This window comes from Streptomyces polygonati (assembly GCF_042650325.1).
GTDB lineage: Bacteria > Actinomycetota > Actinomycetes > Streptomycetales > Streptomycetaceae > Actinacidiphila > Actinacidiphila polygonati.
Window position 1 is genome coordinate 80,540 of sequence record NZ_JBHSBB010000012.1, and the last position, 13,046, is coordinate 93,585.

9 protein-coding genes and 1 pseudogene are annotated in these 13,046 nt (G+C 72.5%); 2 read left to right on the forward strand and 8 right to left on the reverse strand.

From position 1 onward, the window contains the following. Positions 1-424: 424 nt before the first annotated feature. On the forward strand, positions 425-1,189 hold the full coding sequence (locus ACFO3J_RS17610; protein ID WP_386430387.1) for a GNAT family N-acetyltransferase: 765 nt from the start codon (positions 425-427) through the stop codon (positions 1,187-1,189). A 46-nt stretch (positions 1,190-1,235) separates the two neighbouring features. Here the strand turns inward: ACFO3J_RS17610 and ACFO3J_RS17615 are convergent, their stop codons facing one another. Beyond that, positions 1,236-2,321 (reverse strand): amidohydrolase family protein, encoded by a 1,086-nt coding sequence (locus ACFO3J_RS17615; RefSeq protein ID WP_386430388.1) that lies wholly within the window; start codon positions 2,319-2,321, stop codon positions 1,236-1,238. 115 nt (positions 2,322-2,436) lie between these two features. Here ACFO3J_RS17615 and ACFO3J_RS17620 point away from each other — a divergent pair, with 115 nt between their 5' ends. Continuing rightward, positions 2,437-2,985: a TetR/AcrR family transcriptional regulator gene (locus tag ACFO3J_RS17620; RefSeq protein WP_386430389.1), complete on the forward strand. Its 549-nt coding sequence runs from the start codon at positions 2,437-2,439 to the stop codon at positions 2,983-2,985. Between the two features lie 162 nt (positions 2,986-3,147). Here ACFO3J_RS17620 and ACFO3J_RS17625 read toward each other — a convergent pair whose 3' ends face one another. From ACFO3J_RS17625 to ACFO3J_RS17655, 7 genes and pseudogenes are all read right to left on the reverse strand, one after another. Continuing rightward, positions 3,148-4,251: an aldo/keto reductase gene (locus tag ACFO3J_RS17625; RefSeq protein WP_386430390.1), complete on the reverse strand. Its 1,104-nt coding sequence runs from the start codon at positions 4,249-4,251 to the stop codon at positions 3,148-3,150. Between the two features lie 142 nt (positions 4,252-4,393). Beyond that, positions 4,394-5,452 carry an alpha/beta fold hydrolase gene (locus ACFO3J_RS17630; RefSeq protein ID WP_386430391.1) on the reverse strand — a complete coding sequence of 353 codons (1,059 nt, stop codon included), beginning with the start codon at positions 5,450-5,452 and terminating at the stop codon, positions 4,394-4,396. A gap of 88 nt (positions 5,453-5,540) precedes the next feature. Continuing rightward, positions 5,541-5,984, reverse strand: a complete 444-nt coding sequence (locus ACFO3J_RS17635) for a VOC family protein (RefSeq protein ID WP_386430505.1) — start codon at positions 5,982-5,984, stop codon at positions 5,541-5,543. 122 nt (positions 5,985-6,106) lie between these two features. After that, entirely contained in the window at positions 6,107-8,830 is a 2,724-nt protein-coding gene (locus ACFO3J_RS17640; protein ID WP_386430392.1) for an AAA family ATPase, read from the reverse strand. Positions 8,831-9,064: 234 nt separating this feature from the next. Further along, positions 9,065-10,699, reverse strand: a complete 1,635-nt coding sequence (locus ACFO3J_RS17645) for a tannase/feruloyl esterase family alpha/beta hydrolase (RefSeq protein WP_386430393.1) — start codon at positions 10,697-10,699, stop codon at positions 9,065-9,067. A 157-nt stretch (positions 10,700-10,856) separates the two neighbouring features. Beyond that, complete coding sequence (locus tag ACFO3J_RS17650; RefSeq protein ID WP_386430394.1) at positions 10,857-11,399, reverse strand: DUF308 domain-containing protein; 543 nt, start codon at positions 11,397-11,399, stop codon at positions 10,857-10,859. A gap of 623 nt (positions 11,400-12,022) precedes the next feature. After that, positions 12,023-12,886: pseudogene (locus ACFO3J_RS17655) on the reverse strand (glycosyltransferase family 2 protein); the annotation flags it as partial. Positions 12,887-13,046 lie beyond the last annotated feature (160 nt).

The following is a 13,046-nucleotide window of genomic DNA, read 5'->3' on the forward strand; positions in this document are numbered from 1 at the left end:
GGCGGGCTCGGTGAGTCACCGCGGGATCCCTGCCGCAGCCGCTGGCTACAACGGCGCCTGCTGATACGGGTGTTCATCGGGACTGCCCGGGAACGGGCCGGTAGGGTGTGTGGGCGGTCGGCATCTCCGCTCGGCCTCCGCGCTGCTGACGGGCCGTGGTCGGAGCGTGGTCCGCGGGCACGGCCGGCGACCGGTGGGCCGACGCGCGCGTCAGCGCCGACCGGGCCCGGACCGGGCAGGATCCGCGTCGAGACGCGGGACGGCATGCTCCCGCCAGGGACCGTCGAGGAGGCGCCGTCCGCAGCCCTGATGCCCGGGCGAACACATTCGTCCCGCCGCAAGGCGCTCCTCCCACCCGCGTCGCGGCCGGTCCGCGCCGCGCGCCGCGCGGCACTCCCCTTCCCGAAAGCGATCGATGACACCGATGAACGACCCCCTCCGGCCGGTCGTGTATGCGTACACGGCCGTCTGCGAGGCCCTGTCGGCCACTGCGACCGGCAGCTGCATACGCGACCGCGACGGCACCGTCCTGGCCGTCTCGGGAGCGCCCGCCGCCGCGCTGAACGCGGTCATCAGCCCGGACCTCGACCCGGACCCCGATGTGATCGAGGAGCTGGCCGCCGGCGCCGGACCGACGGGCCTTCCCTGGAGCATCAAGGTGCGCGGCGTGCCGGGACAGCGCGTCACGGAGGTGGCGTACCGGCACGGCCTGACCCGCGTCACCACGCAGCCGCTCATGATCAGGCGGCCGGACGCGGGAGTGCCGGCCCGGACGACGGGTGGCTCCCCGCGGGTGGTCCCCCTGCGTGATGACGAGTTCGACCTCTACGTCACCACGCTCGCGGAGGGTTTCGAGGCGCCCCGCGAGGTATTCGACACCCTCGTCCCCCCGGGCCTGCCGGGCATGGAGGGGATCACCTACTACCTGGCGTGGGTCGACGGCGTCCCCGTGGGGACGGGCATGGCCGCGGTCTCCGGTGATCTGCTGGGTGTCTACAACATCGCCGTGCTGCCGGGCCACCGCCGGCAGGGCCACGGGCGGGCCATCACGACCGAGATCGTCCGCGCGGGCCAGGAGATCGGCGCCACCACGGCGTACCTCTACTCCAGCGGATCGGCTGAGCACGTGTACGCGTCGGCGGGCTTCCGCACCGCGGAGATGCTGACGTCCTTCGCCGCTCCGGAGTAGGGCGCACCGGGCAGGGGCCTCCTGCCGGCGTCCCGCAGCGGCGGAACTACGCCAGCCGGAACAACGCCTCCGCGTTGGCGGAAGCGATCCTGGAGCGGTCCGACGGGGCGGGGACGGCGTCGAAGAACCGCGCGACCGCCGCCGCGTCGGGCCGGTGGAAGGGGTAGTCGGTGGAGAACAGCACCCGGTCGGCGCTGGTGAAGTCGAGGGTGTGGCGCAGCAGCCGCTCCTGGAGCATCCCGCTGCTGGTGATGTGGATGTTGGTCGTGATGTAGTCCGAGACCCGGCGTTCGAGGTGCTTGGCGACCGAGGAGAGGCTGTCGACCCGGTCCATCCAGAACAGCAGCATCTCCCCCCAGTGACCGAGGACGAGCTGAAGATCGGGGTGCCGGTCGAAAGTGCCGCGCAGGATCAGCCGCAGCGCGGACAAACCCGCGTCCATGTGCCAGCCCCAGCCGAAGCTCGCCAGCCCGAGGTCGGTCAGTGGGTCCAGCCCTCGGTAGGCGGCGTCGCGCAGTTCGTTCGACGGGATCTGCGGGTGGATGAAGACCGGCTGGCGCAAGCGGGCCGCCGTGGCGAAAAGGTCGTCGTAGGCGGGATCGTCCAGCGGGCGGGCGCCCGTCCGGCCGTGGATCATCGCGCCGACGTGCCCCAGCCGGGTGGCGCACCGTTCGAGTTCCGCGGCCGCGGCCTGTGGATCGCCGGTCGGCAGGGTCGCGAACGCGCGGAAGCGGGCCGGATGGGCGCGGACGGCGTCCGCGGCCTCGTCGTTGGCTTCCCTGGCCAGGGCGACGGCCTCCGGGGCGGGGAGCGCCTGGGTGGCGGGGGTGACGACCGACAGGATCGAGATGTCGATCCCGGCGGCGTCCATCGCCTCGATACGGCCCTGGCCGATGTCCTCCAGCCGGGCCTGGTTGTCGCCCATGGTGTTGAAGGCGACGCTTTCGTCTCGCGCCCCCTCGGGCAGGCGGTCGAGCGCGTCGCGGACGGCGGCGCTGTTCCAGTGTTCTTCGATGGCGATGATCTTCACGTCGGTGTTCTCCAAGGCGTCACTGGCGGGGCCGATGTGCCGCGCGTGCGGCCGCGCGATCCGCCGACGATCGGAGCGGTCCTGTCGCCGGGGTGCCGCCACGGCCGCTCCTCGGTCTCCGACGGCGGACCGCCCACGGCACATCTCGCTCATTGCTTGTTGAGCCAACCGTACATCATTCGCTCAACAAGGGTAGAGCGAAGGTAGAGTGACGAGGGTGAGCGAGCCGATGAGCAGAGCCGAGAAACGTGCCGCCACCGCGCAGCGCATCCTGGACGCGGCGCGTGCGGAGTTCGGGGAGCGCGGTATGGAGGCGACGACCATCCGCCGGATCGCGGCGCGTGCGAACGTGGACCCGTCCCTGGTCATGCAGCACTACGGATCGAAGGCCGCCCTCTTCGCCGTCGCCATCGAGCTGGGAGAGTCCGCGCCGGAGGAGGTCGAGGCCCATCTGCACGATGTCCTGGACGTCCGTCTCGGCGCCCTGCCCCCGGAGACCAGGGCCCTGGTCCGGTCGATGCTCACCGCACCCGAGGCGGAAGCCTCGATGAGCGCGTTCCTGAACGAGCGGGTCGCCAACTTGAGCCGCGCCATGGGCGGCGAGGATGCCGAACTGCGGGCAGCGCTGATCGTCAGCAGCATCCTCGGGCTGACCATCGCCCGCCACTTCCTGAAACTCGACGCGTTCACCGCCGCCTCCGACGCCGACATCGCCCGTGTCGCCCGGCCGTGGGTCACCACCGGAGTCGACCCCGCCTCCGGGTGACAGCCCCGCGCACTCCGCCGGGTCCGGCCCGGCCGGGATCCGCCGGGGCACCGCCCGACCCGGACAGCGGGCGCGGGCCGGGCCTGCGGCCCGACCGCATCCCGGGCGGTCGGCGGGCCGCCCTGCCGACCGCCACCCCGGAGGATTCCGGCGGGAGCGGGGTCAGGCCGTCCAGTTGAGCACGGCGGGGTCGTATCCGGCGGGCTTGTCCCCGACCTTGGCCTCGGGGCTGACCAGCCAGCTCTGGTAGGCCGGTGTGAACATTCCGTAGACCGACTGCGGGCGCAGCGGCACGGCGCTCGCCTCGTCGAGGGAGGCGCGCAGCGCGGCGGGGAGTTCGAAGTCGAGTGCGGCCAGGTTGGAGTCGAGCTGGCTCACGCCGCTGGCCCCGATGATCGCGGAGGCGATTCCGGGCTGGGTGGCGACCCAGTTGATGGCGACCTGGGCCATCGTCACCCCCATCTCGCGGGCGACGCCTTCGAGTGTCTTCAGCAGCCGCCAGTCCCGGTCCGCCCAGGTGGTCCCGTACGCTCCGGAGCCGCCGAGCCTGCCCTCGCCCGTCAGCCCCTTCTCGGCCTGCCGGTATTTGCCGGTCAGGAAACCGCCGCCGAGGGGACTCCACGCGGTGATGCCCATCCCCAGCGTCCGGCCCATCGCGACGTGCTCCTGCTCGATGGTCCTGCCGACGAGGGAGTAGGGCAGCTGGAGGCTGATCACCGGTACGAGGGAGTGTGCCTCGGCGTATGTCTGGGCGCGCGCGGCATACCAGGCGGGCACATCGGACAGGCCGGCGTAGCGGATCTTTCCCGCCCTGGTGAGGTCGTCGAAGGTCCGCATGACTTCCTCGACGGGGGTGATCCGGTCCCAGGTGTGCAGCATGAACAGGTCGATGTAATCGGTGCGCAGCCGGCGCAGTGACGCCTCGACGGCCCTGATCATGTGCTTGCGGCCGTTACCCCCCGCGTTCGGGTCGCCGGGGTCCACACTGTTGGTGAATTTCGTGGTCAGCACCACCCGGTCGCGGACCTTGGCCCGCGTCATGAGATCGCCGAGAATGATCTCGCTCTGGCCGGCCGTGTAGAAATCCGCCGTGTCGATGAAATTGCCGCCCGCTTCGAGGTAGCGGCCGAAGATCTGGCGGGCTTCCTCCTCGGTCTTTCCGTAGGCGGCGTGGAAACCGTCGACACCGAAATTCATCGTGCCCAGCGCGATTCTGCTGACGCGCAGGCCGGACCGTCCCAGCAGGTAGTAGGTGTCCATGGACATGGTTGGGTGCCCCCTTCTGGATGCTTGTCGCTCGCCGACGCCGCCGCGGCCGGCGGGAGTTTCCGCGGCCGGCGGAAACGGTCGGACGTCGGCCACCGTAAAGAGGATTTTTTGGACCAGCAAGTCCAGAAATGCCGGGGAATCAGAGCGCGGTGACGTCGAGGACGGCCTGGGCGAATGCCGCCGGGGCCTCCTGCGGGACGTTGTGGCCGATGCCTGCCAAGCGCCGGTGGGCGTACGGGCCGGTGAATCGGTCCCGGTAGGCGGACCCGTCACCGGGAGCCGTGGTGAAGGGGTCCGCCGCGGCGTCGAGAGCGATGGTGGGCCGGGCGATCTTCGGGCGGTCGGCCAGCCGCTTCTCCAGGCGGTCGTAGCGCGGGTCGCCCGCGGCGAGTCCGAGCCGCCAGCGGTAGTTGTGGATGACGACCGGGACCCAGTCGGGGTTCGTGAAGGACGCCGCGGTGCGCTCGAAGGTGGCGTCGTCGAAGTGCCAGGTCGGCGAGACGTTGGTCCAGATGAGTTTCGCGAAGTCGTGGGTGTACTCGGTCAGGCCGAGTTCGCCCCTCTCGGTGGCGAAGTAGTACTGATACCACCAGGCGAGTTCGGCGGCCGGCGGCAGCGGCGACGCGTTGGCCGCCCGGTTGGTGACGAGATAGCCGGAGACGGAAACGAGCGCCGTACAGCGTTCCGGCCAGAGCGCGGCGATGATGTCGGCCGTCCTGGAGCCCCAGTCGAAACCGGCCAGCACCGCCCGGCGGATCCGCAGGGCGTCCAGGAGCGCCACGATGTCGAGAGCGATGACCGCTTGCTGGGCGTTGCGGAAGGTCCGGTCCGAACGGAAGCGCGTCGGGCCGTGTCCGCGCAGGTAGGGGACGATCACCCGGTATCCGGCGTCCGCGAGGAGCGGCGTGACCGCGGAGAAACTCCGCACGTCGTAGGGGAAGCCGTGCAGCAGCACGGCCACCGGGCCGTTCGGCGGACCGGCCTCCACGTACGCGATCTCCAACTCCCCCGCGTCGAGCCGCTTCAGTGTGCCGAAGGCGATGTCGGCCGAGGGGAGGAGCTCGGGCCGGGCTGCCGCCGGACGGTCGCCCGGGGAGGTCGCCGCGGTGGCCTCGGCGGCGGTGCCGAGGGGCACCGCGACCGCGGCCGCCCCGGCGGTGATCACCTGGGAAAACGTACGCCTGTCGATCGTTCTCACCCTTTCGGTATTCCGTTTCACCTGGACGTATCGCGATCCGCTCGGGCCGGGGAGCGTCCCCGCGGCGGCGGATCGCCCGCGTTCCCGCTCAGCGGCCGGACTGCCGCTCGGTGATCTCCTGGAGGAGGAATCCATTGCCGTCGGGGTCGCTGAACGAGGCGAACGAGCCGTAAGAGCGCCGTTCGGGCTGGAGGCCGCGTACCCGCTTCTCGGTCCCCGCGTGGTGGAAGACGCCGCCCTCGTCGTGGAAGATCTCGCTCACCTCGACGCCGCGGCCGATCAGATCCGCCCGTGCCTTCTCGATGTCGGCCACGACCAGATGCAGATCCCGCACCGAGCCCGGCCGGGCCGTCGTGACCCCGGTGCCGATGACGATCGAACACGGCGAACCGGGCGGGGTGACGTGCACGACGCGGAAGTCCGCACCGTCGGTGTGGTCCAGGTCGGTCCGGAAGCCGATCCGCTCGTAGAAGTCCTTCGCCCGGTCGACATCCGCCACCGGCAGCACGAGCACTTCGAGTTTGTACTCCAGCGTGTCCATTCCCGGTGTCCCTTCTCGTCGTTGGTCCCGGATGCCGTCCGGCATCCGGGACCAACGATCGCTGAGGGAGCGGGCCGTCGACCCAGGGAGACTCCCTGGCGCCGCCCCTGGGGTCACCGGTCGAGCAGCGCCGCGGCGAGCTCGCGGCGCGAGCCGATGCCCAGCTTGATGAAGAGCTTGCGCAGATGCCATTCGACGGTGCGCGGGCTGAGGAACATCACGGCGCCGATCTCGGGATTGGTCCGGCCGCCCATCGCCAGCCGGGCGATCTGCAGTTCCTGCGGGGTGAGTTCCTCGCGCGCTCCCGGCACCCGCTTGCTGACGGTCTCACCGGTGGCGGCCAGCTCCCGGCCGGCCCGCTCGGCGAACCCCTCCGCGCCCATCGTGCTGAACTCCTGGTGGGCGAGCCGAAGTTGGGCTCGGGCGTCGCCCCGGCGGTTCTCCCGGCGCAGCCACTCGCCGTAGAGCAGGCGGGTCCGGGCCAGCGGCAGTCCGAGCCGTTCGGAGGACAAGCGCTCGACGGCCTCGCGGTAGTGCTCCTCGGCCTGTCCCGGCGGACCGGCGAGCGCGTCAGCGAGGCGTTGGACGCCCATGGCCCAGTCCGTCCCGGCGGTCGCGGTCCGCTCCGCCAGTCGGTCGCGCGCCCGCGCCGCGACGGCGGGCTCCCCGGCGCGCGCCGCCGCCTCGACCAGCTCGCCGAGCGTCCAGTTGCAGAGGGCGAGGTCCTCGTACTCGGTGGCCTGCCGGGCGGCCTCCAGTGCCGCCGCATAGCGGCCCAGCCCGTTGAACAGCACCGCCTTGGCATAGCCGGCCAGGCCGAGCAGCCGGCCCTCACCACGTGCCTCGGCGTCCTTGACCGTCGCCTCGATCAGCTCCAGCGCCGGCAGTTCCCGGCCGCGGTGGGCGGCCAGCGTCAGCAGGGCGGAGGGGCGCGCGGCGAGGCCGGTGGCCCGCTCCAGGCTGTCGGCCTCGTCGAGCAGGTCCGACGCGTCGGCGAACCGGCCGGCGAAGACCAGCGCCCCGGCGCGGAAGACCAGCGCGGTGGGCAGCAGGGACAGCGCCCCGGTGGCGCGGGCGGACTCCACTGCCCGCTCGGTGAGCCGCTGCCAGATCGCGTTCTGCCACACCTCGTGCGCCACCGGTCCGGCCAGCCACAGCAGGCCCGGGTCTTCGTCCGAGGTGAGCGCTTCCAGCGCCCGGCGCAGCGTCGGCGCCGCCGGCGCGTACCCGTCCAGGCTCCAGTCCGCCAGCCCGGTCAGCAGCAGACCGGCCGCGTCCTCGCCGGCCGGCACCGCCCGGGACGCCTCGGCCGTCCGGCGCAGGTCGCCGCCCAGCCGGCCGGCGTGCACGGCCGCGCCCAGCGCGGACAGATACGTCTCCCTGGCGGTCGCGGGATCCAGGCTCTCCAGCCGGCGGGCGGCCGCGAGCAGCGGCGGGCCGGCTCCCCGTCCGGGATCGAGCGCGAAGGCGACCTGGGCCCGCAGCCGCTCCAGGCCGGCCCGCTGGAGTACGTCGAGCGGGCCCAGCTCGGCCGCGGCCAGCAGGTCCGGCACCAGGGCCGGGGACCCGGCAGCGAAGCGGGCGTGCGCGGCGGCGAGGGCCAGCGCGGCCCGTCGTCTCGGGTCGGAGGTCAGTTCGGCGGCCCGTTGCAGGAAACTCGCCGCGGCGTAGCGGCCGCCGCGGGCCAGGGCCCGGTCGGCCGACTGCTCGAGTTCGCCGGCCACCTCCTCGTCGGGTCCGACCGCCGCATGCGCCCGGTGCCAGGCGCGGCGGTCGGGATCGTGCTCCGCGTCGGTCACCTCGGCGAGCGCGGCGTGCGCCGCGCGCAGTTGGGCCGCTCCGGCCGACCGCCACGCGGCGGAACGCACCAGCGGATGCCGGAAGCGGACCCGGGTGCCGAGCTCGATCAGCTCGGCGGCCTCGGCGGGCGCGACGGCCTCCGGTCCGATGCCCTGCCGGTCGAGCGCGCGCCACAGCAAGGTCACATCGCCGACCGGCTCGACGGCGGCGGTGAGCAGCAGGCGGCGGGTGTCGGCGGGCAGGGCCGCGATCCGCCGCTGGAAGCCCTCCTCGACCCGGCTGGTCAGCGGCGCGGCGCTCCGCGCGCCGAAGCCGAAGGCCAGCTGGGTCGGGGTGAGGCCCCGCGGCAGCTCGATCAGCGCCAGCGGATTGCCGCGCGTCTCGGCGACGATCCGGTCGCGTACCCGGGCGTCGACCGGCCCGGTCAGCACGGTGTCCAGCAGGGCGCGCGCGTCCGTGTCGGGCAGCCCCCCGACACGCAGCTCCGGCAGGCCGGTGAGCACCTGCTCGTCCCCCGGGCTGCGCGCCGCCAGCACCAGGGCGACCGACTCGGCGTCGAGCCGACGCGCCAGGAAGGTGAGGATGACCTCGGACATCCGGTCGATCCACTGCACGTCGTCCACCACGCAGACCAGGGGTCCGCGCGCGGCGGCCTCGGCGAACAGGCCGAGCACGGCCAGGCCGATGAGCAGCGCTCCCGGCGGGTCGCCGGCGGTCAGCCCGAAGGCGACGGACAGTGCGCGCCGCTGCGGCTCCGGCAACGGGTCGAGGTGGTCCATCAGCGGCGCGCAGAGCTGTTGCAGCGCCGCGTACGCGATCTCGGACTCCGGCTCGACTCCCGCGGTGCGGGTCACCCGGCCGGCCGGTGCGCGTTCGATCAGGTAGTCGAGCAGAGCGGTCTTGCCGGTGCCCGCCTCTCCCCGCAGGATCAGCACACGACTCTGCCCGTCGCGTACGTCGCGCAGCAGGCGGTCGAGCGTGTCCCGCTCCCGCCGGCGCCCGCGCAGCTCGAAGCCCCCGGTCCTCGTGCGCACCACGTCCACGATCCTCTTCCCCCGGGCGAGCCGTCCGGCCACCTGGCACAGCGGAGGATCCAGCGTAGATCAGTCGACCGGCGGAGTCCCTCCGGTCAGCCGCGCCCTTGGTGCGCAAGCGCCCTTGGTGCGGCGGCGCGAGTGCTCGTCGCGCACGGCTCGGACGGGGTGGCGGCTCCGTATGCCCGGAGCCGCCACCCCGTCCTGCCCGGTGCCGGCCGGTTTCCGCCCGGGGGTTCAGGCAGCGGCGCACCGGTAGCTGGTGGCCGCCGCCGGGTCCCCGTGCCCGTCGTAGCGGGAGATCAGCGGGTAGCGGCAGAGGTCACGGCTGATCGTCCGGCCGGTGGCGTCGGTGGTCGCGGCGGGCAGCGTGTCCGGCGCCTTGCCGTGCTCCACCCAGTTCGTCAGGGCGCCCAACGGGTCGGTCGGCACGGGACCGGTACCGCTCTCGCCGCAGTGGCCGACACCCGGCGCCAGGAACAGCCGGTAGAAGTCGTCGACCTTCTTCGTCCCGCCCATGAGCCGGTCGACCCGCCGGCGGTAGTCGACGGTCCCCTGCGTGGGGATGTACTGGTCGGCGTCCCCGTGGTAAGTGAGCAGCTTGCCGCCGGCCTCGCGGAAGGCGGACAGGTCCGGGTCGTCGGTGCCGATGACACCGTCGTACTGCTCCTGCGACTGACGGAAGATCTCCGCGAACCGACGGTACGTGATGGCGGAGGTGTCGAACGCGGGCTGGTGCGCCACAAAGGTCGAGACCCAGATGGCCGGTACGTCGAAGGGTGTGCCGGACCGGGTGCCGTCGCTGTTCGTCCGGGTGCCGGCCAGCCCGTCGAAGCTCGCTCCGACCGGGATCCCGTACCAGAGTCTCCTGCCAGACGGACTCGTCGGTCCGTCCCAGATCTTCCGCACGACCTCGGCGTCGGCCGCCGAGATCCGCAGCGTTTCGCCGTCGCACACGACGGTCCTGCCGATGAGCCGACGGGGATCGAAGGCGCAGTTCTCGGGCTCGGCGATCAGGCCGTCGGGGGCTCCGTCGAGCGTGTCACAGGCCTTCACCGCGGCGTCGGTGAACGCGCTGAACTCGCAGGAGGTGGGGAAGGTGTGCTCCTGGTTCATCACCACCTGCGGCCACAGGGTCGCCACCTCGAACTCGTCCCAGTTCGTGCCGGGAGCGTCGGCGAGGATGCCGTCGTAGTCGCCGGCGTACCGCTGGGCCTCCATGTAGCCCTGCCGGCCACCGGTCGAGCAGCCGTTGAAGTAGGAGTAGCCGACCGGGCGGCCGTACACCTCGGCGGTCACTTCCTTGCCGACGACCGCCAGATCGTGCTGGGACCGGGAGGCGAAGTCCTTGAGCAGGGGCTTGTTCACCGTGCCGTCGGGATCCAGCGCCCATGCGCCGACATCCAGATACGCCGGGGTGACGCCCGCGTCGGTCGTCGCGGCGGCGTAGCCGCCTTTGATCGCGGCGGCCAGTCCGGACCCGAAGTCGCCCGCGGCGTAGGCGCTGCCGCCGACCGCCTGGAAGCGCCCGGTCCACCCGGTGTCCGGCAGCCAGATCCTGAGGTGCTCGTAGTCGTGGGCGCCCGGGTGGGTCAAGGTGACGGTGATGTCGCAGTACGCGGGGACGTCCTCCGCCGGGGGCGGGGCCGGCAGGGGCGGTACGGCGGGGAAGGTCACGGTGCCGCCCGGCTGATGGGAGGCCGTCACGGACTCGACCACGGCGCCGGCCGGGGCGGCGACGTGCGGCTGGGCGCAGCCGTGTTGAGCGGGGTGCGCGGCCGGCTTCGGCGACGGGGTGACGGCGCCCGCCGATACGGGGAGCAGCACGGACAATGCCAGCGCGGACATCAGGGCTACGAGTGGTGGTTTCATTGTCCCCTCTACGTTTCGAGCATGGTCGGCCGGCCGGGCGGGGTGCCGCACGGCTCGGGGGTGCTGCGGTCTGACGGCGGGTCCTTGGGGCCGCGGCCGCGGCGGGGATCTCGGCGACCGGGGTCTCGGCCCGGCGCAGCCCTGGCGGCGGGCTCGCTCAGGCCGGGAGGCCCCGCGTCCGGCGCCGCCGCCACGCGGACGCCGCGGCCTGGAGGACGAAGAAGGTGCCGCCGGCGGCCGTATAGGTGATCAGGGCATCGAGGTCCGGGTGCTCCCCCGCCGCCGCGACGAGGTACGTCGCCCCCGCGATCACCGACAGCGCGCCGGCGATCAGCATCGGCCACTGCCCGCCCAGTTCGGAGCCCCGGCGGCGCAGCGCGACCGTGAACTGCGCCGCGCCGGAGACGACGGCCCAGACCCCGAAGGCGCACAGCACCGCGGCCTGGCCGCTGACGGCCGCGACGCCCAGGCCCACGGCCGCCACCGCGCTGAGCGCGGTGTTGACCAGCTGAAGCGTCCGGGCCGGGGTGCCGGAAGCGTCCCGCGCGTCGAGCAGTGAGGCCGCCACGTCGATCAGCGGATAGGCGATGAGCAGCACGACCGACGCGGCGGACAGGGAATCGCGCACGGTGGCGAAGCCCACCGCCCAGGCGATCGCGGCAAGGCCGCGGACAAGATGGATGCGCAGCAGGTTGGACATGGGGATTCGCCTTCTTTCAGCCCTGGGTACGCGAGCCACTCTCCCCGCCCGCCCCGCCCCGGGACCCCAGGGGAAACCACTGGGCGGACCCCTGGTCCGGCGAGGGAGGCCGCTCCCGCGCCATGGCCGTCCTGGACGCCGCCGATCCCGGCCCCGGTCCGGTTCGCAGGATCGAACTGACGGCCCGGGGGTCGCCGACTGCCGCTACGGTGCAGCCCGTCAAGGGCTGTGCAGGCGCCATCACGGCTTCTGGGAGCGAGCGGGCGAGCCCGAGAAGAAGAAGTAGGGCCGAATCCGCCGGCCGTGCGGCGGGCGAATACGAGACACGGCTTTCGTCGGCCTTGCGGCAGCCCTATCGCGGATGATTCCCAGAATGGTTCCAACCGACTGCAACCGCCCAGGTGACCTCGGGGTCGGCAGCCACCCTGAGCCGAGTCGCTCTCTGAGAGGGCACCGCCTCGGCGGCGTTGAGGCTGCCGTCCGGTTGATCGGCGCAGCGCTCGGTGTATGTCCCGTACAGACCGGCGTCCACGGGGTGCCCGCCGTCCCGGACATGCAACAGCAGACGTGTGCAGGCGGTCCCGGCGTGGAGGCTCGTCGAAGCTGCGACCGGTCACACCACGGGGGGGACGGCCCAGGCGGGTCAGTGCCCACACGGTGTGCCAGCGCATCGGCCGGCGGGGTCCGCAGGGTGTGCGCCAGCCTTCCGCGAACCTGCCGAACCACGCCCTCAGCCCAGCGGCCGTGCGGGTGCGGGCCAGCGTGAGTGCCACCCAGGTGCCCAGATAGACTGGTACCAGTGGCGCCGGCAGGTGCCGGCGGGCCAAGTAGACCCGGTTGCGGGCGTTCAACCGGTGGAAGAAGGCGTGCCGGGTGGGTGAGGTCCTCGGGTGCTGGAGCACAAGCCCCGGCTCGTACAGCACTCGCCACCCCGCGTTCACCGCCCGCCAGGCCATGTCGGTCTCCTCGTGGCCGAAGAAGAACTGATCCGGCCAGTCGCCGACATCCTCCAGCATCCTGGTCGACAGGACATGCGCCCCGCCGAGGAAGCCCGTCACGTAGCCGCCGCGCAGAGGACTGGCGGCTCCCAGGCGGGGGACGTGGCGGCGCTGGGTCGTCCCCGTCTCGTCCACGATCCGGAAGCCGACAATCCCCAGCCGCCCATGCCGCGCGTACAGCGCGGCGATCCGCTCGACCACGTCGTCGGCGACCAGCAGGCCGTCGTCGTCCAGATCGAGCACCAAATCAAGGTCCCGCAGCCGGCCGAGGGCGGCATTCCGGCCGCCGGTGACCCCGAGGTTGTCCGGCAGCTCCACTGTCTCCACCCAATGCGGCAGTTCCGGCAGTCGGCAGCCATTGGCGACCACCACGGTCCGCGCCACCGGGACACTCTGCGCCGCAATCGAGGCCAGCAGCCTGATCAGTTCGTCCGGCCTAGTGCCCATGGTCAGGATCGCCACGCCCAGTTTCACGCTACCCGCGCCCATCGTCCGAGGCACCCACGACCCGAAGCACACCGACGTCGCGCGAACCGGCTGCCCGCCGCCTGCCCAGTCATCAGATGATGGACCGGTAAGCGCTCCGGTGAATCGGGTGAAACGCACCGAGTCCGGCAAGTATAGCGATTTCCTTCCCATGCCAGGTAAC

Excerpts from the sequence above, each read along its gene's own strand:
- ACFO3J_RS17610 (WP_386430387.1), top strand. The coding sequence starts at position 425 with ATGAACGACCCCCTCCGGCCGGTCGTGTATGCGTACACGGCCGTCTGC.
- ACFO3J_RS17625 (WP_386430390.1), bottom strand. The coding sequence starts at position 4,251 with ATGTCCATGGACACCTACTACCTGCTGGGACGGTCCGGCCTGCGCGTC.
- ACFO3J_RS17645 (WP_386430393.1), bottom strand. The coding sequence starts at position 10,699 with ATGAAACCACCACTCGTAGCCCTGATGTCCGCGCTGGCATTGTCCGTG.
- ACFO3J_RS17650 (WP_386430394.1), bottom strand. The coding sequence starts at position 11,399 with ATGTCCAACCTGCTGCGCATCCATCTTGTCCGCGGCCTTGCCGCGATC.